Genomic DNA, 16,440 nt, shown 5'->3' with positions numbered 1-16,440 from the left:
TGCCCCCGGCCCCGCGCTCCTCCCCGGCGTCCCGGTGCCGGCCCCGGCCGCCGAGTGCACGGCTTGCTGCCGAGCGCACGGCCGGTACGCGCGCGGATGCCGTGCACTCGTCGAGTACCCGTGCACTCGACGGAGGTGACGAAGGAGGGGGGAGAGGAAGGAGGGGGGTCAGGCGGAGTGGAAGACGGTGTGGAGGTCGCCGACGGCTTCGCGGCCGCCCAGGCCGTCGATCTCGAAGAGCACCGAGATGCCGATGACGTGGCTGCCGAGGCGCTCGACGAGTTCCCGTCCGGCGGCGAGCGTCCCGCCGGTGGCGAGCACGTCGTCGATCAGCAGCACGCGGGAGCCGGCGGGCAGGTCGTCGTGCATCTCGATCGTGGCGGTGCCGTACTCCAGGGCGTAGTCGACGGATGCCGCGGGGCGCGGCAGCTTGCCGGCCTTGCGGATCGGGATGAGCCCCACTCCTGCGGCGATGGCGGCGGCGCTGGCGAGGATGAAACCGCGGGCCTCGATGCCGGCGATCACGTCGAACTGGCCGGCGAAGGGCTCGATGATGGCCTCGGTCGTCACCCGCAGTGCCTCGGCATCGGCGAGGAGCGGCGTGATGTCGCGGAAGATGATGCCCGGCGCCGGGTAGTCCGGCACGTTGCGGATCAGGGCTTCGGCGCGGACGAGGGCAGGGGAGAGCGTGGCTTCGGGCACTGCCCAAGGGTACCTCCCGCCAGCATGGCTTGACACCGTGGGAGCGCTCCCATAGAGTGACTGCTCAGTTCGTGGGAGCGCTCCCACGACGCCCCGACGCATCACACACCGCGCGACCACCACAAAGGAGTGAACTGTGAACACACGTGCCCGCCACCGGATCCTCGTGACCGCCGCCCTGGCATCCGTCTCCGCCCTCGCCCTGGCCGGCTGCTCCGGCAGCACCGACGATTCCGCAGGAGGAAGCGCCGACGAGGATGTCACGCTGACCGTCACCACGTTCGGCACCTTCGGCTACGACGACCTCTACAAGGAGTACGAGAAGGCGCATCCGAACGTGAAGATCGAGGCGACCAACATCGACACGGGTGGCAACGCCCGCACCGATGCGTTCACCAAGATCGCCGCCGGATCCGGCCTCAGCGACGTCGTCGCGATCGAGGAGGGCTGGCTCGGGGCCATCATGGACGTCTCCGACACCTTCGTGGACCTCCGCGACTACGGCATCGAAGACCGCAAGGACGACTGGGTCGACTGGAAGTACGGCCAGGCGACCGATGCCGAGGGCCGCGTGATCGGCTACGGCACCGACATCGGCCCGAGCGGCATCTGCTACAACGGCGCCGCGTTCGAGGCGGCCGGACTCCCGAGCGACCGCGAGTCGGTGGCCGAGCTCCTCAACGGCGACTGGGAGAACTACTTCCAGGTCGGCGCCGACTACACCGCGAAGACCGGCAAGGCCTGGTACGACCACTCCGGCTTCGTCTGGAACGCCATGGTCAACCAGCTCGACGAGGGGTACTACACCGCCGACGGGAAGCTGAACGTCGAGGACAACGCCGAGCTCAAGGAGCGCTTCGAGCTGCTGGGCGCTGCGACCGAGGGCGGCCAGTCCGCCGCCCAGACCGCCTGGGACTGGAACGGCGGCAAGTCGTTCGTCGACGGCACCTTCGCGACCTTCGTGTGCCCGGGCTGGATGCTCGGCGTCGTGCAGGGGCAGGTCGAGGCCGGCGGCGGCGACGCTTCCACCGGCTGGGACTTCGCCGACGTGTTCCCCGGTGGCGCGGCCAACTGGGGCGGCGCGTTCCTGTCGATCCCGGAGTCCTCGCAGCACAAGAAGGCGGCTGCTGAGCTCGCCGACTGGCTGACGCAGCCCGAGCAGCAGGTGAAGCAGTCCGCCGCGGCGGGCAACTTCCCGTCGACGATCAAGGCGCAGGAGACGCTCGCCGCCGACGCGACGCCGAACCCGTTCTTCAACGACGCTCCGACCGGTGCGATCCTCGCCGAGCGCGCCAAGGGCGTCGTGGCGCAGTTCAAGGGCGCCGACGACTCGGTCATCCAGGAGAACGTCTTCGGGCCGGCTCTCAGTAGCCTCGACCGCGGTGAGACCGACACGCAGGGCTCCTGGGATCAGGCGATCAAGCTCCTGAACGAGCTCGTCGACTGACCCCCTGCGGGCGTCTCGTCCCGCTCGGCTCCACCGCGCTCGCCCGACGACCGGTACTCACACCGGTTGCCGGGCGGGCGCAGCGAGATGAAACGCGCACCCGCACTTCCAAAGGACACCCCATGACACTCACCGCCCCGCCCGCGGAACGCCGCGAGACGGCATCCGCGCAGAAGGATGCTCCGCCGAAGCGCTCCTGGCGCCACCGGGTCTCCCGGTTCGACCAGAACGCCTCGCCGTACTTCTACATCTCGCCGTTCTTCCTGCTGTTCGGGCTGGTCGGCCTGTTCCCGCTGCTCTACACCGTCTGGGTGGCGGTTCACGAGTGGGACCTGCTCAAGGGCGAGGGCGAGTTCGTCGGGGTCGGCAACTTCGTGGAGATCCTCGGCGACTCCATGTTCTGGAACTCGATCGGCAACACCCTGAGCATCTTCCTGCTCTCCGCGATCCCGCAGCTGGCCGTGGCCCTCGTGATCGCCTACCTCCTCGACCGCGGGCTGCGCGCACCCACCTTCTGGCGGATGAGCGTGCTGATCCCGTTCGTGGTCACCCCGGTCGCGGTCGCCATCATCTTCTCGAGCATCTTCAACGAGGCCGACGGCCTGGCCAACAACCTGCTCAACCTCATCGGCATCGCCGACCAGGAGTGGAAGCACAACACCGCACTGTCGCACATCGCGATCGCCGTCATGGTGAACTTCCGGTGGACGGGCTACAACGCCCTGATCCTGCTGGCCGCGATGCAGGCCGTGCCGCGCGACCTCTACGAATCGGCCGCGCTCGACGGGGCCGGCGCCGCACGCCGCTTCTTCTCGATCACCATCCCCACGATCCGCCCGACGCTGATCTTCGTGATCATCACCGCGACGATCGGCGGCCTGCAGATCTTCGCCGAGCCGCGCCTGTTCGACGTGTCGACCGCGGGCGGCATCGGCGGCAGCGACCGACAGTTCCAGACGACGGTGCTGTTCCTCTGGGAGCTCGCCTTCTTCCGACGGAACCTCGGGGAGGCATCCGCCGTCGCCATCCTGCTCTTCCTGCTGATCGTCGGAATCGGCGTGATCAACTTCCTGATCTCCCGGCGCATCTCCACCGGAGACGCCCCCAAGAACCGCGCGGCCCGTCGCCGCGCGCGCACGGACGCCGCGGCCGCGACGAGCGCCGCCGCCGCCGGAACGACGATCGCCACCACAACCGAGGAGAACGCGCGATGACCGCCACGCAGGCGCTGAGCGTCCCCGAGAAGATCCGTCGTCGCCGCGGTGCAGCCGGCGGAACCGCCGGCATCGGCAGCCGCCCCGGCTTCCTCACCTACGGGCTGCTCGCCGCCTTCATCATCGGCAGCGTGTATCCGCTGTGGTGGTCGGTCGTGGTCGCCAGCGGCACGAACGCGACCCGCGGCGAGACGCTGCCGCTGATCCCCGGCGGCAACTTCCTCGCCAACGCGGCCAAGGTGTTCGATGCGATCCCCTTCTGGCTCGCCCTCGGCAACTCGTTCCTGATCTCGGGCATCATCACCCTCTCGGTCGTCACGTTCTCGACGCTCGCGGGCTACGCGTTCGCGAAGCTCCGCTTCAAGGGCCGCGACGGGCTGATGATCTTCGTGATCGCGACCATGGCGATCCCGACGCAGCTGGGCATCATCCCGCTGTTCATGCTGATGCGCGAGCTCGGCTGGACCGGTTCGATCGGGGCGGTCATCGTGCCGACGCTCGTCACCGCGTTCGGCGTCTTCTTCATGCGGCAGTATCTGGTGGACGTCATCCCGGACGAGCTGATCGAGGCCGCCCGCATGGACGGTGCCAATCAGTTCCGCACGTTCCTGACCGTCGGACTCCCCGCGGCGCGGCCGGCCATGGCGATCCTCGGACTCTTCACCTTCATGACGGCGTGGACCGACTACCTGTGGCCGCTGATCGTGCTCTCCCCGCAGAACCCGACCCTGCAGACGGCGCTCAGCCAGCTGCAGTCGGGGTACTACATCGACTACTCGATCGTGCTCGCCGGTGCGGTGCTCGCGACCCTTCCGCTGCTCGTGCTCTTCGTGGTCGCGGGTCGCCAGCTGGTCAGTGGCATCATGGCGGGCGCGGTGAAAGGATGACCCCTATGACCCGCTCCTTCCCCGAGAACTTCCTCTTCGGCGCCGCGACCGCGGCGTACCAGATCGAGGGGGCGGCCTTCGAGGACGGGCGCACCGCATCCATCTGGGACGCGTTCGCCCGCGTGCCCGGCGCGGTGATCAACGGCGACAACGGCGATGTGGCGTGTGATCACTATCACCGTCACAGCGAGGACGTCGCGCTGATGACCGAGCTCGGCCTGCAGACGTACCGCTTCTCGACCTCGTGGTCGCGCGTGCGTCCCGACGGCGGAGCCGTGAACCCCGCCGGGGTCGACTTCTACGAGCGACTGGTCGACGAGCTGCTCGCCGCCGACATCCTGCCCTGGCTGACGCTGTACCACTGGGACATGCCGCAGGCGCTGCAGGAAGTCGGGGGCTGGACGAACCGCGACACGGTGGACCGCTTCCTGGAGTACGCGGGCACCATGCACGACGCCCTGGGCGACCGGGTGAACGTGTGGACCACGCTGAACGAGCCGTGGTGCTCGTCGTTCCTCTCCTACACGGCCGGGGAGCACGCACCCGGTCACACCAGCATCGCGGAGGGGCTGCTCGCCTCGCACCACCTGCTGCTCGCGCACGGGAAGACGGTGCAGGAGCTGCGCGGGCGTGACGCCTCGCTCAACCTCGGCATCACCCTGAACCACACCGTCGCCGACCCGGCCGACCCGCAGAACGCGGCCGACGTCGACGCCGCCCGTCGGGTGGACGGACAGTTCAACCGCTGGTTCCTCGACCCGATCTACCGCGGCAGCTACCCCGCCGACATCGTGGAGGACATCCGCGCGGTCGATGCGGACGCGGTGGCGCAGTTCGAGGCCGCGGTCCGCGACGGCGACCTCGACACGATCGCGCAGCGCATCGACACGCAGGGCGTGAACTACTACCACGGCGACTTCGTCTCGGGCACGGCACCGGCCGAGCCCCCGGTCTCCGGCGGCCCCGCGACTCAGCGTCAGGGTCGCAGCCCGTACCCGTCGAGCGACGGCATCCATTCGGTCGAGCGCGGCCTGCCCCGCACCGCGCAGAACTGGGAGGTGCAGCCCGAGGGTCTCACCCGGGTGCTGCAGCGGGTCTGGACCGAGTACGCCGAGCCGGCGGGCACCGTCCTCTCCATGACCGAGAACGGTGCCGCGTATGACGACGTGGCGGTGGTCGAAGACGGCGAGACCCGCGTGCACGACGCCGACCGCACCGAGTTCCTCCGACGGCACCTGGATGCGGTGCTCGACGCCGCGGAGTCGGGGGTGGACGTCCGCGGCTACTTCTACTGGTCGATGTTCGACAACTACGAGTGGGCCTGGGGCTACGACAAGCGCTTCGGCATCGTCCGTGTCGATTACGACACCCAGGAGCGCACGCTGAAGGACTCGGGCCGGGAGTACGCCCGCATCATCGCCGCCCGCGAGCTCTGATCGGGCCCTCGCAGGTCGGGGTTAGTCTGGCCGGATGACGCGTGTGTGGCTCACCCCGTGGGAGTGGGCATGCTGCGGGGATCCGTTCGAGATCGGCGATCGGGTCGACTTCGGCATCCGGTCGCGTGATCCGGAGGTCCTGGTCGACGAGCTGGGGGCGGAGCTGACCGGCACCGTCGATGCGCTGGAGTCGCACCACGACGAGGAGTACGTGGATCGGGTGCGCGGCAGGGTCGTGGCCGTGCACGAGATCACGCACGAGGTGGTCGAGCGCAGGTTCGAATACTTCGTCGATCCGTTCGCCCGGGCCCGGCCGTCCGACGACCGGCGGCGTCCGGACGGGGTGCCTGCGGGAGCACGGGTCCCGCGACAGGGAGTCCGCATCGAACGGGTACCCGATTCGACCCGACGGGCATCTGTCCGGGGAGTGCCGCTCCCGGTCGTCGAGGACCACGGACCATCTGTGCCGTCCGACGGTGTCGAGGAGCGGCACCGTCGACGGACCGGATGGCTCGTCGACGTCGAGGAGACCCCACCCGGCACCGGAATCGCGTGACGGGTCGCAGGGAAGGCCGGATGCGATCATTTGCGCGACTCGGAGCGAGACGGTCGGTGCTGACCGCCGCGACCAGTGAGAATAGGGCGATGGAAGAGTGCGAACGATGATGTCGCCCCGAGCGACCATCGAAGAGGTGGCGTCCGCTGCGGGCGTCTCCCGATCGACGGTGTCGCGGGTCGTGAACGGGTCGACGGCCGTGAGCCCGGAGGCGCTCGCCGCCGTCCGCACCGCGATCGACGAGCTGAACTACGTGCCCAACCGGGCGGCCCGATCGCTGGCTTCACGGCAGACGCACGCCATCGCCCTCATCATCCCCGAGGACACCACGCGCTTCTTCGGCGATCCGTTCTTCGCGGCCATCGTCGCCGGCATCACGGGCGCGCTCGGCGGCTCGGACTACCTCCTCAACCTGCTCATCGCCAGCGACGACCCCGGCGACAAGATGACCAGCTTCGTGCGCAACGGCGGCGTCGACGGTGCGCTGATCGTGTCGCACCACACCAGCGACGCGTTCATCGACCGCATCGCGGATGCCGTGCCCGTCGTCTACGGCGGACGTCCGGTGCGCCGCCGCGAAGGGGACTACGTGGTCGACGTCGACAACGTCGCGGGAGCGAAGACCGCGACACGTCGGCTGGTCGACATCGGTCGGACGCGCATCGCGACGATCTCCGGTCCCCTGACCATGGTCGCCTCGGACGACCGCGTGTGGGGGTTCCGGGCTGCGTTGGCGGATGCCGGCCTCACCCCGTACGCGGAGGAGGAGGGCGACTACAGCGAGGCGAGCGGAGCGGACGCCGCACGACGACTCCTCGACGGCGGGCGTCCGGATGCGATCTTCGTGGCCAGCGACCTGATGGCGCGCGGCGCCCTGACGGCGCTGCGCGCGGCGGGCGTCCGGGTGCCGGAGGACATCGCCCTGGTCGGCTTCGACGACTCCTCCGTGGCCCTGACCACCGACCCGCCGCTGACCACGATGCGGCAGCCGATGTACGCGCAGGGCGAGGCGATGGCCGGTGTCCTGCTCGCGCGTCTGGCGGGCGAGGACCCTGCGCGCACGACCATCCTTCCGACCGAGCTCGTGGTGCGCGCCTCCGCGTGAGCGATACCTCCGCGTGAGCGGGGGAGGAACACGGATGCGGCCCTGGCGCCCCCTCCGGGCCAGGGACGCACCCGTGCGTCTGGATCGCACGGCAACCGAGTCCGATGGACCCGGGCTGTGCGCGGCTGAGCGGGTCAGCCGAAGATCGATGCGAGCAGATCACCGCCGAACAGGGAGAACGCGGTGAGCCCCGCCGACAGCAGCAGCACTGCGGCCGTCCCGGCGACGGCGAAGACCGAGATCCCGCGACCGCCGAGGCGCTGGCCGCGCAGCCCCACGGCCACGCCCGCGCGGCCGGCGAGCTCGCCGGCGTCGTCGTCGCGGTACAGCTCCGTGCGCGCGGCGAAGCGGCGGTGGAACTCCTCGGCGAGGGTGAGGGCTGCCGCCATGGTGTCCGCACGGTCGAAACGGGTGCCGGACGGCAGGTACACGTAGAGGCGGTCGGAGACGAGTTCGATCTCCGCCCCGGAGCCGAGGTCGAGCACGCGGGCCGTCAGGTCGGGCGTGAAGATGTAGAGCGCGTCCTGCTGATACCCCTCGGGGACGAGGAGCCGGAAGGTCTTCGCGAAGTCCCCCTCCAGTTCCAGGCGTGCGGCTCCGCGACCGAGGCCGAGCGTGGGGATGATGCTGTGCTTCCGGTTCGCGAGAACGATGTGCGGCACGGCCGACGGCAGCGGCAGCTCGATGAAGGCGAAGGGGCGCTGGATGGTGGCGCGCTGCTCCCCGCGCGACACCGAGTGGTGCACGCCGAGCTCGAACGGCATCCGCTCGTCGTCGCAGGCGACGACCGCCCGCTCGCGCCCGCGCACGACCCGGGCGAACGCGGCTCCGGGGCGACGGGTCTGCTCGAGCGTGTCGGCGTACGCCCATCCGTTCTGCCAGGCGAAGGCCGCGACCTTGACCCGTCTGCTCAACCCGACCGCCCACCAGACGAAACCCACGGCGGCGAGCAGTGTGTATCCGATCACGAACGCCCCGAGGATCGGCGCGACCGTCAGGATGTCGCCGCGTCCGAGGAACCACAGTCCGGCCAGCATCGCCGCCGCGAACAGCAGGACCGCCACCAGGACCACGAGGAACCGGCGATGCGGCGGCATCCCGCAGATGCGCTCGTAGGTGAGGATGTCGCGCAGTCCCGCGCTGCGCCGCAGCGGTTCCAGGTCGACGGTTACAGGCTCCACGGCAGCGATGCCCACGGGCCGTTGCGCTTCTCGGTCGCCGCGGCCTTGAAGTCGGACCACCCGTCGCCGAACTTCTCGAAGGACTTCTCGTCGACGTTCCCGTCGGACCAGTGCATGACCCGACCCACGATGTAGCTCAGCCCGAAGTCGGCCCACGAGGTGAAGGCCGGGCGGGCTTCGACGTTGATCCGATGGATGATCTCGCGTGCCTCGGCGACGTCGGCGTGTCCGAGTGCGACGCCCCAGGTCGTCATGGCCACGGCCTGCCCGAGCGCATAGCCGTCGAGTGTGCGCACGAAGAGGCCGGGGGTGACGATGTCCTTGCCGACGCGCTTGCGCACCTCCGACTCGGAGTACTCGATCGAGGTGACGAAGGTGCGTGCGTCGCGCTTGTCGCCGCCCTCCTGCACGATCGCGGCGAGCCACTCCTTCGCCTTGGGGGTGCGTCCGAGGCGGTCGGCGAGGTCGGCGCGCACGGCGAGGTAGAGCACCCACACCTCGCGACGACGGCGAACGGTCGTCAGACGCTCGATGTTGTCGAGCCACTCCTGCCGGGTGTGCACGCCCCACTGGTCGACGAGCACCTTCTTCTCGCGGTCGCCGAGGAGCGAGGCGGTCGGGTCGTTCCAGTGGCCGGAGGGGAGGTTCACGATCTGCAGGAAGCCGAGGGCGATCTCATCGGCCTCGACGCCGGTCGTGGCGTGCTCCGGGGAGGCCTTGACCTTGGCGGCCGGGAGGATCCAGATCACGAGGAAGAACAGCACCACGGCACCGACGATCGCCCACGCCCACCACTGGCTGATGAGCCACTCGAGGATCGAGGTGATGCTGTTGAAGTCGACGCTCGCGAAAGAGTGCATGGGTGCTCCAGGGAGGGGGTGAATCCGTGTCCGTTCATAGATTGAACGACTATTCAGTGAGTAATCTATACGGCAGGGGGGCGATTCGAAAAGCACGCGGGGTGAACTCAGGAGGTGGATGCCGCATGGCTCGCTCCGACGAGCAGAACCGTCTCGCCCGTGAACGCGCGCGAGAGAATCTCCTGCAGGCGGCGATCGCGACCTTCGCCGAGCGCGGGGTCGCCGGAGCCAGCATCGCCGAGATCACGAAGCGCGCCGGGGTCGCCCAGGGGCTCGTGAACTATCACTTCGGCGGCAAGGATCAGCTCGTCGCCGCCGTCATCGATCGCTGGTTCGAGACCGTGCTGGGCTTCGCCCGCGTGGAGGGGACCCCGGACGAGATGCTCGCGGCGGTGATCGACGGGGCCCTCACGGCGACCGCCTACGCGATCCCGCTGCAGCGGGCCGTGCTGGCCATGCAGCAGCAGCCCGCCACGCATCGACTGTTCGCCGAGTCCGAAGCGCGGCACGAAGCAGGAGCGACCGCCGCGGAGGATGCCGTGCGCGACCTGTTCCGCGCGCGGGGCGCCGACGATCCCGCCCTCGAAGAGGTCATGCTCCGCAGCACGCTCGAGGGCGTCTTCGTGAAGTTCGCCGTGTTCGGCGACACGTACCCGCTCGAGGAGGCGCGGCGCTGGATGCACCGCCGCTACGGGCTGCCCGAACCCGCGTCCCCGATCGCCCCGCCGGCTCCGCTCCGCGAGGGAGAGCCGCGCCCGCGGGCGACGGCCGCGCTGAACCCGGAGCAGTAGTCCCCGGCGTCGGCTCCGTCAGGCGTGGCCCATGCGCGCGAACGCGCCCAGCACGCTGCGCTCGGATGCCGTGAGGTAGCGCTCGAGCTCCTCGGCGGCCGCCTCCGGTCCCCGTTCGAGCAGAGCGGTGAGCACCGCCCGGTTCCGGCGGACGAAGGGCTCGTGCAGCGATCGCGGCTCGTCGATCTCGAGGAACACCAGCCGCAGCTCGGCCGCGACGTCGCGGTAGGTGCGGGCGAGGCGTGCGCTGTCGGCGAGAGCGACGATCGCATCGTGGAAGGCCATGTTCGCGCTGCCGATCCGTCGCCAGTCCTCGTGCGGCAGCTGCTCCTCCGCCTCGGCGAGGGCATCGCGCATCAGCTGCACGGCGGGGTGCTCGGGTTCCGACTGGCGCAGCGCCGCGCACTCGATCACGCGGCGCGCGCGGTAGATGTCGATCACGTCGGCGATGGTCGGCGAGGCGACCGAGACTCCGCGGTGCGGGATGTGCTCGACGAGACCCTGCTCGGCGAGCACGCGGAAGGCTTCGCGGAGGGTGTTGCGCGACACGTCGAACTGCTCGGCGAGTGCCGACTCCGACAGGCGCGACCCGGGCGCGAAGTCGCCGTCGATGATGCGCTGACGGAGCACATCGGCGAGCGGGCCCTGCTGGTTCATGCCTTCATCGTAGGGCGCGGCATGCGTGGATCGTGGGCAGTCGGGCCGCAGGAATCACACGAAGGCAACGTCGCTGTAGCACGACGGAAACATGATTGTTGAACAATCGAGCGCAATCCGTTCTACACTGGGCGTCTATCGACACCCACCAACGACGATGGGAATCCCCCCGCATGTCAGAGCAGACCACCGCCTCCCTCTCTCCGGAAGACGAAGCCCGCCTCGCGAGCGTCAAGAAGCGCGCCGGGCGCAGTGCCGTCATCGGTGCGATCTTCCTCATGGCCACCAGCGCCATCGGCCCCGGCTTCATCACCCAGACCGCGACCTTCACCGCGGCGATGGGGGCGGCCTTCGCGTTCGCGATCCTCATCTCGATCCTCGTCGACATCGCGGTGCAGCTGAACATCTGGCGCATGATCACGTCGTCCGGCAAGCGTGCCGGCGAACTCGCCAACAGCGCCATCCCCTTCTCGGGGCACCTGATCGCCGTGCTCGTCGTCATCGGCGGCCTGGCCTTCAACATCGGCAACATCGCCGGTGGCGGTCTGGGCCTCAACGCCCTGCTCGGCATCGACGCGAAGCTCGGCGGCATCGTCACCGCGGTCCTCGCGATCATCATCTTCCTGGTGAAGAAGGCCGGCCCCGTGATGGACATCGTGCTCGTCGTGCTCGGCATCGGCATGATCGTGATGACCGTGGTCGTGGCCGTCATCGCGCAGCCGCCGATCGGCGAAGCCCTGCGGCAGACCTTCGTGCCCGACGAGCTGAACTTCGCCACCATCACCACGATCGTCGGCGGAACGGTCGGCGGATACATCACCTACTCCGGCGCCCACCGCTACCTCGATTCCGGCCACGTCGGTCCGGAGCACGCCGGTCCCGTGATGCGCGCGGCCACCAACGGCATCCTCGTCACCGGGGTCATGCGCTACGTGCTGTTCCTCGCGATCCTCGGCGTCGTGGCCTCGGGCGTCACGCTCGACCTGTCGGGCCAGGGTGCGAACCCGGCCGGTCAGGCGTTCGGCGCGGTGCTCGGCGACGCCGGACTCCGCATCTTCGGCGCGATCTTCTGGGCCGCCGCGATCAGCTCGGTCATCGGTGCGGCGTACACCTCGGCCACGTTCCTCTCCACCTTCACCAAGAAGCTCAAGGGCGGATGGCCGCTGCAGCTCGCAACCGTCGCCTTCATCGTCGTGTCGCTGATCGTGTACCTGTCGATCGGCACGGCTCCGGCCGCGATCCTCGTCTTCGTCGGCGGCTTCAACGGCCTGATCCTGCCGATCGGCCTCACGGTGTTCATGTACATCGGCTGGTTCCGCCGCGACCTGCTCGGCTCGAAGAAGTACCCGATGTGGCTGCTCGTCGCCGGTACGCTCGTGACGCTGCTCACCTGGTACATGGGGATCGTCTCGGTCGGTCCCATCTTCGCCTTCCTCGGAATCGGAGCGTGATCGCATGACATCGATCGACCTGAACTCGGACCTCGGCGAGAACGTCGCCGACCGGATCGTCAGCGACGACGAGAGCATGCTCCGCCTCGTCACCAGTGCGAACGTGTCGTGCGGCTTCCACGCCGGCAGCCCGGAGGGCATCCGCGAGACCCTCGCGGCCGCCGTCCAGGGCGGTGTCGTGATCGGCGCGCACCCCGGCTACCGCGACTACGAGAACTTCGGACGCACGAAGGTCGACATCGACTCGGCCACGCTGCAGGCGCACGTCGAGTACCAGCTCGGTGCGCTGATGGGCCTCGCGGCCGCGGTCGGCGGACGGGTCGCGTACGTCAAGCCGCACGGGGCGCTGTACAACACGATCGCGCGGGATGAACGGCAGTCGAAGGACGTGGTGGCGGCGATCCGCGCGATCGACCCGAGCCTGGTGCTGCTGGGACTGTCCGGCGGTGTCGTGCTCGACGTCGCCGAGCGTGCCGGTCTCACGGTCGCCGCGGAGGCCTTCGCCGACCGGGCGTACCAGCCCGACGGACAGCTCGTGTCGCGCACCGAGGAGGGGGCCGTGCTGCACGACCCGGCCGCGGTGGCCGAGCGCATGGTGCGCCTCGCCTCCGACGGTGTGATCCGTGCCATCGACGGCACCGACGTGCCCGTGGTCGCGCAGTCGATCTGCGTGCACGGCGACAGCCCGGGGTCGGTGGCCATGGCCGCGGAGACCAAGCGGATGCTGCAGGACGCGGGCATCACGATCGCTCCGTTCGCGGGTTCGCGATGACGGATCCGGAGCGCCTGGTCTGATGCGCATCCTCACGGCATCCGATCGTGCTCTCCTCGTGGAGGCATCCGACCTCGATGAGGCGATGCGTTTGAACCTCGCGTGGGAGGGCGTGCCCGGCATCGTCGAGCGCATCCCGGGTGCCCGCACCGTGCTGGTGCGTTTCGATCCGCTCCGCGTCTCGGCCGTCGATCTCGCCGCCGTGCTGGCCTCGACCGAGATCGACGCCGCGCACCTGCCCGGCAGCGGTGAGGTCACCGTGCCCGTGCGGTACGACGGCGAAGACCTCGACGAGGCGGCATCCTTGCTCGGCGTCTCGGCGGAGGAGCTGGTGAATCGGCACCTCGCCGCGGACTGGCGGGTCGCGTTCTCCGGATTCGCCCCGGGCTTCGGGTACGTCGTGAGCAGCGACCCCCTCTTCGATGTGCCGCGCCGCTCATCGCCGCGCACCCGCGTGCCCGCCGGATCGGTCGCGCTCGCCGGGCAGTTCACCGGGGTGTACCCGCGCGAGAGCCCCGGCGGGTGGCAGCTCATCGGGAGGACGGATGCGGTGATGTGGGACATCGACCGCGATCCGCCCGCGCTGTTGTCTCCGGGGACCGCGGTGCGGTTCGAGCGCGTGCGCGAGGCGGCTCGGCTCGATGCGGGAGGCTTCGTCCGAAACGGAGACGATCCGCCGCACGCCCGGCCTGTCGAGGAGCAACCCGCCGCAGCCGGCACGGATGGTCTAGGTTCCGGCACGGATGCCGCCGTCGAGGTCGTCCGTTCGTCGCTGCAGCTGCTGGTGCAGGATGCCGGGCGGCCGGGCTATGCGGCGCTCGGGGTCTCCGCGTCCGGAGTGGCCGACCGTCGGGCGATGCGTGATGCGAACCGCGCGGTCGGCAACGCGGCCACCGCCGCGGTGCTGGAGAGCGTCGGGGGAGCCGTGCTCCGATTCCGGGGCGCTGGAGTGGCCGCGGTCACGGGCGCATCCGGCTCGCTCGCCCTGACCGAGGTCGACGGCAGCGTCCGCCCCGTCCCGCACGGCGAGCCCTTCGCGACGGTCGACGGCGACGAGCTGACACTGGGTCACCCGGAGCGGGGACTGCGATACGTCGTCGCCGTGCGCGGGGGGCTGGACGCGGTGCCCGCGCTGGGCAGCCGTGCGGCGGACACCCTCGCCGGACTCGGCCCCGAGAAGCTCGTGGCAGGTGCCGTCATCCCGGTCGGCGGGATGGCTGTGCGTTCTGTCGAGCCGGATGCCGTGCCGCGTGAGCTGCCGGCCCCCGGAGATGTCGTGGACCTCGAGATCACCCTCGGTCCGCGTGACGACTGGTTCACGGCGGCCGCGCTCGACACCCTGACCGCTCAGGAGTGGACGGTCACACCGCGGTCCGATCGCGTCGGCATCCGTCTGCAGGGCGATGTCCCGCTGGAGCGCGCCCTCCGGGGCGAACTGCCGAGCGAGGGTGCGGTCACCGGGGCGATCCAGGTGCCGCCGGACGGGCAGCCGGTCCTGTTCCTGCCCGACCATCCGCTCACCGGGGGATACCCCATCATCGGTGCGCTCACGGATCGCAGCCTCGACCTCGCAGGTCAGCTGGCGCCGGGTGTGCGTCTTCGTCTCATCGTCAAGGAGTCCTCATGACCACCGTGCTGATCGCGAATCGCGGGGAGATCGCGGTGCGCGTCATCCGCGCCTGCACCGAAGCCGGGTATACGTCGGTCGCGGTCTACGCGGACCAGGATGCGGATGCCCTGCACGTGCGTCTGGCCGACGAAGCCGTGGGGCTCGGGGGATCGACCGCGGCGGAGACGTACCTCTCCGTCGAGGCGCTGCTGGATGCCGCGCGCCGGTCGGGCGCGGATGCGGTGCACCCCGGCTACGGTTTCCTGTCGGAGAGCGCCGCCTTCGCGCGGGCCGTGGAGGGGGCGGGACTGGTCTGGATCGGTCCGACGCCCGAGAGCATCGACGCCCTCGGCGACAAGATGACCGCACGCCGGATCGCCCAGCGCGTGGGCGCACCGCTCGCCGCCGGCACCGATGAGCCGTTGGCCGGGCCGGAGGAGGCGGTGGCGTTCGCGGAGCAGCACGGACTGCCGATCGCGATCAAGGCGGCTTTCGGCGGTGGCGGACGCGGGCTCAAGGTCGTGCGGGAGCTGTCCGACGTGGCCGAGGCCTTCGACGCGGCCACCCGGGAGGCGATCGCCGCCTTCGGTCGGGGCGAGTGCTTCGTGGAGCGCTTCCTGGAGAGCCCGCGGCACATCGAGGTGCAGGTGCTCGGCGACGGTCGTGGCGGTGTCGTGGTGGTCGGCGACCGCGACTGCTCGATGCAGCGGCGCAATCAGAAGCTCATCGAGGAGGCTCCGGCGCCGGGGCTCTCCGCCGAGCAGCGGACGCGGTTCCACGAGGCGGCGCGGTCTATCTGCGCCGAGGTGGACTACCGCGGGGCCGGAACGGTCGAGTTCCTCCTCGCGGCCGACGGCACCATCTCCTTCCTCGAGGTGAACACGCGGCTCCAGGTGGAGCACCCCGTCACGGAGGAGGTCACCGGGACCGACCTGGTGCGCGAGCAGTTCCGGATCGCGTTCGGCGAGGGGCCGTCGATCGCGGAGACGCCGACGCCGGTGGGGCACGCCTTCGAGTTCCGGATCAATGCCGAGGACCCCGGTCGCGGCTTCCTGCCCAGCCCCGGACGCGTCGAGCGGTTGCGGATCCCCGGCGGCCCGGGCGTGCGGTGGGACAGCGGCATCGACGAGGGGGACGTCGTGCAGCCGGCCTTCGACTCGATGATCGCCAAGCTGATCGTGCATGCCGATTCCCGGGATGCGGCTCTCGTCCGCGCTCGCCGGGCGCTGCGGGAGCTCGCGGTCGAGGGGCCGGCGACGGTCATCCCGTTCGATCTGCTCGCGCTCGACGACGAGGCGTTCGCGACGGAGACCTTCGCGGTGCACACGCAGTGGATCGAGAGCGCGCTGCTGCCGAAGCTCGAATCGCAGTCGCGGCCCGCGGCGGTGCCGGATGCCGCGCTGCAGCGCTTCCCCGTGGAGATCGACGGACGTCGCGTCGTGCTCGGCCTGCCGGCCGGTCTGCTGGCGGGACTCGGACGGCCGGTGGATGCTGCGCCGACCTCGCCCGCGTCCGATCCGACCGCGCTGCGCTCGCCGGTGCCGGGCACGCTCGTGCGCTGGCTGGTCGACGACGGCGCCGAGGTCGCGGAGGGAGACCCGGTCGCGGTCCTCGATGCGATGAAGATGGAGACCACCGTGACGGCGCATCGCCCCGGCGCCCTTTCGCAGCGGGCCGAGCTCTCCGCGACGGTCGCGGCCGACGGGGTGCTCGCGGTCATCGACTGAGCGCTGCGGTGCGGAGACGCACCGCGGGAGACGGAGAGACCCCGG

At 70.1% G+C, this 16,440-nt stretch carries 15 protein-coding genes; 11 read left to right on the top strand and 4 right to left on the bottom strand.

Features of this window, described 5'->3' with window-relative positions; genetic code table 11:
• Positions 1 to 168: 168 nt before the first annotated feature.
• On the bottom strand, positions 169 to 702 hold the full coding sequence (locus AC07VM_RS12760; RefSeq protein WP_267417028.1) for an adenine phosphoribosyltransferase: 534 nt from the start codon (positions 700 to 702) through the stop codon (positions 169 to 171).
• A 136-nt stretch (positions 703 to 838) separates the two neighbouring features.
• Here AC07VM_RS12760 and AC07VM_RS12755 point away from each other — a divergent pair, with 136 nt between their 5' ends.
• The 6 genes from AC07VM_RS12755 (at position 839) to AC07VM_RS12730 (ending at position 7,347) form a co-directional block, all read left to right on the top strand.
• On the top strand, positions 839 to 2,149 hold the full coding sequence (locus AC07VM_RS12755) for an ABC transporter substrate-binding protein (RefSeq protein ID WP_267417029.1): 1,311 nt from the start codon (positions 839 to 841) through the stop codon (positions 2,147 to 2,149).
• A gap of 122 nt (positions 2,150 to 2,271) precedes the next feature.
• Positions 2,272 to 3,363 (top strand): carbohydrate ABC transporter permease, encoded by a 1,092-nt coding sequence (locus AC07VM_RS12750; RefSeq protein WP_494911539.1) that lies wholly within the window; start codon positions 2,272 to 2,274, stop codon positions 3,361 to 3,363.
• Positions 3,360 to 4,250 carry a carbohydrate ABC transporter permease gene (locus AC07VM_RS12745; RefSeq protein WP_494911537.1) on the top strand — a complete coding sequence of 297 codons (891 nt, stop codon included), beginning with the start codon at positions 3,360 to 3,362 and terminating at the stop codon, positions 4,248 to 4,250. Before AC07VM_RS12750 ends, AC07VM_RS12745 begins: the two co-directional genes overlap by 4 nt.
• Before the next feature lie 5 nt (positions 4,251 to 4,255).
• A complete protein-coding gene (locus AC07VM_RS12740; RefSeq protein WP_494911536.1) occupies positions 4,256 to 5,686 on the top strand; it encodes a GH1 family beta-glucosidase in 1,431 nt (476 codons plus the stop codon).
• A 34-nt stretch (positions 5,687 to 5,720) separates the two neighbouring features.
• Complete coding sequence (locus AC07VM_RS12735; protein ID WP_494911534.1) at positions 5,721 to 6,242, top strand: DUF6578 domain-containing protein; 522 nt, start codon at positions 5,721 to 5,723, stop codon at positions 6,240 to 6,242.
• A 109-nt stretch (positions 6,243 to 6,351) separates the two neighbouring features.
• Positions 6,352 to 7,347 carry a LacI family DNA-binding transcriptional regulator gene (locus tag AC07VM_RS12730; RefSeq protein WP_494911718.1) on the top strand — a complete coding sequence of 332 codons (996 nt, stop codon included), beginning with the start codon at positions 6,352 to 6,354 and terminating at the stop codon, positions 7,345 to 7,347.
• Between the two features lie 134 nt (positions 7,348 to 7,481).
• Here AC07VM_RS12730 and AC07VM_RS12725 read toward each other — a convergent pair whose 3' ends face one another.
• A complete protein-coding gene (locus tag AC07VM_RS12725) occupies positions 7,482 to 8,543 on the bottom strand; it encodes a hypothetical protein (protein ID WP_494911533.1) in 1,062 nt (353 codons plus the stop codon).
• Positions 8,516 to 9,388, bottom strand: a complete 873-nt coding sequence (locus tag AC07VM_RS12720; RefSeq protein WP_494911531.1) for a DUF1266 domain-containing protein — start codon at positions 9,386 to 9,388, stop codon at positions 8,516 to 8,518. Before AC07VM_RS12720 ends, AC07VM_RS12725 begins: the two co-directional genes overlap by 28 nt.
• Positions 9,389 to 9,513: 125 nt before the next feature.
• On the opposite strand from AC07VM_RS12720, the gene AC07VM_RS12715 reads away from it, so the two are divergent.
• Entirely contained in the window at positions 9,514 to 10,179 is a 666-nt protein-coding gene (locus AC07VM_RS12715; RefSeq protein WP_494911530.1) for a TetR family transcriptional regulator, read from the top strand.
• Between the two features lie 18 nt (positions 10,180 to 10,197).
• Here the strand turns inward: AC07VM_RS12715 and AC07VM_RS12710 are convergent, their stop codons facing one another.
• On the bottom strand, positions 10,198 to 10,836 hold the full coding sequence (locus AC07VM_RS12710) for a GntR family transcriptional regulator (protein ID WP_494911528.1): 639 nt from the start codon (positions 10,834 to 10,836) through the stop codon (positions 10,198 to 10,200).
• Between the two features lie 173 nt (positions 10,837 to 11,009).
• Between AC07VM_RS12710 and AC07VM_RS12705 the strand changes: the two genes are divergently transcribed.
• From AC07VM_RS12705 to AC07VM_RS12690, 4 genes are read left to right on the top strand one after another with little or no spacing between them, the layout of a single operon-like run.
• Complete coding sequence (locus AC07VM_RS12705) at positions 11,010 to 12,287, top strand: NRAMP family divalent metal transporter (RefSeq protein ID WP_494911527.1); 1,278 nt, start codon at positions 11,010 to 11,012, stop codon at positions 12,285 to 12,287.
• A 4-nt stretch (positions 12,288 to 12,291) separates the two neighbouring features.
• A complete protein-coding gene (locus AC07VM_RS12700) occupies positions 12,292 to 13,059 on the top strand; it encodes a LamB/YcsF family protein (protein WP_494911525.1) in 768 nt (255 codons plus the stop codon).
• 22 nt (positions 13,060 to 13,081) lie between these two features.
• Positions 13,082 to 14,686, top strand: coding sequence for a 5-oxoprolinase subunit B/C family protein (locus tag AC07VM_RS12695; protein WP_494911523.1), 1,605 nt, complete (start codon positions 13,082 to 13,084; stop codon positions 14,684 to 14,686).
• On the top strand, positions 14,683 to 16,395 hold the full coding sequence (locus AC07VM_RS12690; RefSeq protein ID WP_494911522.1) for an acetyl/propionyl/methylcrotonyl-CoA carboxylase subunit alpha: 1,713 nt from the start codon (positions 14,683 to 14,685) through the stop codon (positions 16,393 to 16,395). Before AC07VM_RS12695 ends, AC07VM_RS12690 begins: the two co-directional genes overlap by 4 nt.
• Positions 16,396 to 16,440: the final 45 nt, after the last annotated feature.

This window comes from Microbacterium sp. GW821-FHT01D02, assembly GCF_059422585.1.
This window is presented reverse-complemented; position numbering and strand designations above follow the sequence as displayed.

Coding starts and splice junctions, on each gene's coding strand:
- AC07VM_RS12730 (WP_494911718.1), top strand. CDS start 6,352: ATGTCGCCCCGAGCGACCATCGAAGAGGTGGCGTCCGCTGCGGGCGTC.
- AC07VM_RS12700 (WP_494911525.1), top strand. CDS start 12,292: ATGACATCGATCGACCTGAACTCGGACCTCGGCGAGAACGTCGCCGAC.
- AC07VM_RS12690 (WP_494911522.1), top strand. CDS start 14,683: ATGACCACCGTGCTGATCGCGAATCGCGGGGAGATCGCGGTGCGCGTC.
- AC07VM_RS12710 (WP_494911528.1), bottom strand. CDS start 10,836: ATGAACCAGCAGGGCCCGCTCGCCGATGTGCTCCGTCAGCGCATCATC.
- AC07VM_RS12740 (WP_494911536.1), top strand. CDS start 4,256: ATGACCCGCTCCTTCCCCGAGAACTTCCTCTTCGGCGCCGCGACCGCG.
- AC07VM_RS12695 (WP_494911523.1), top strand. CDS start 13,082: ATGCGCATCCTCACGGCATCCGATCGTGCTCTCCTCGTGGAGGCATCC.
- AC07VM_RS12720 (WP_494911531.1), bottom strand. CDS start 9,388: ATGCACTCTTTCGCGAGCGTCGACTTCAACAGCATCACCTCGATCCTC.
- AC07VM_RS12735 (WP_494911534.1), top strand. CDS start 5,721: ATGACGCGTGTGTGGCTCACCCCGTGGGAGTGGGCATGCTGCGGGGAT.
- AC07VM_RS12715 (WP_494911530.1), top strand. CDS start 9,514: ATGGCTCGCTCCGACGAGCAGAACCGTCTCGCCCGTGAACGCGCGCGA.
- AC07VM_RS12750 (WP_494911539.1), top strand. CDS start 2,272: ATGACACTCACCGCCCCGCCCGCGGAACGCCGCGAGACGGCATCCGCG.
- AC07VM_RS12705 (WP_494911527.1), top strand. CDS start 11,010: ATGTCAGAGCAGACCACCGCCTCCCTCTCTCCGGAAGACGAAGCCCGC.
- AC07VM_RS12745 (WP_494911537.1), top strand. CDS start 3,360: ATGACCGCCACGCAGGCGCTGAGCGTCCCCGAGAAGATCCGTCGTCGC.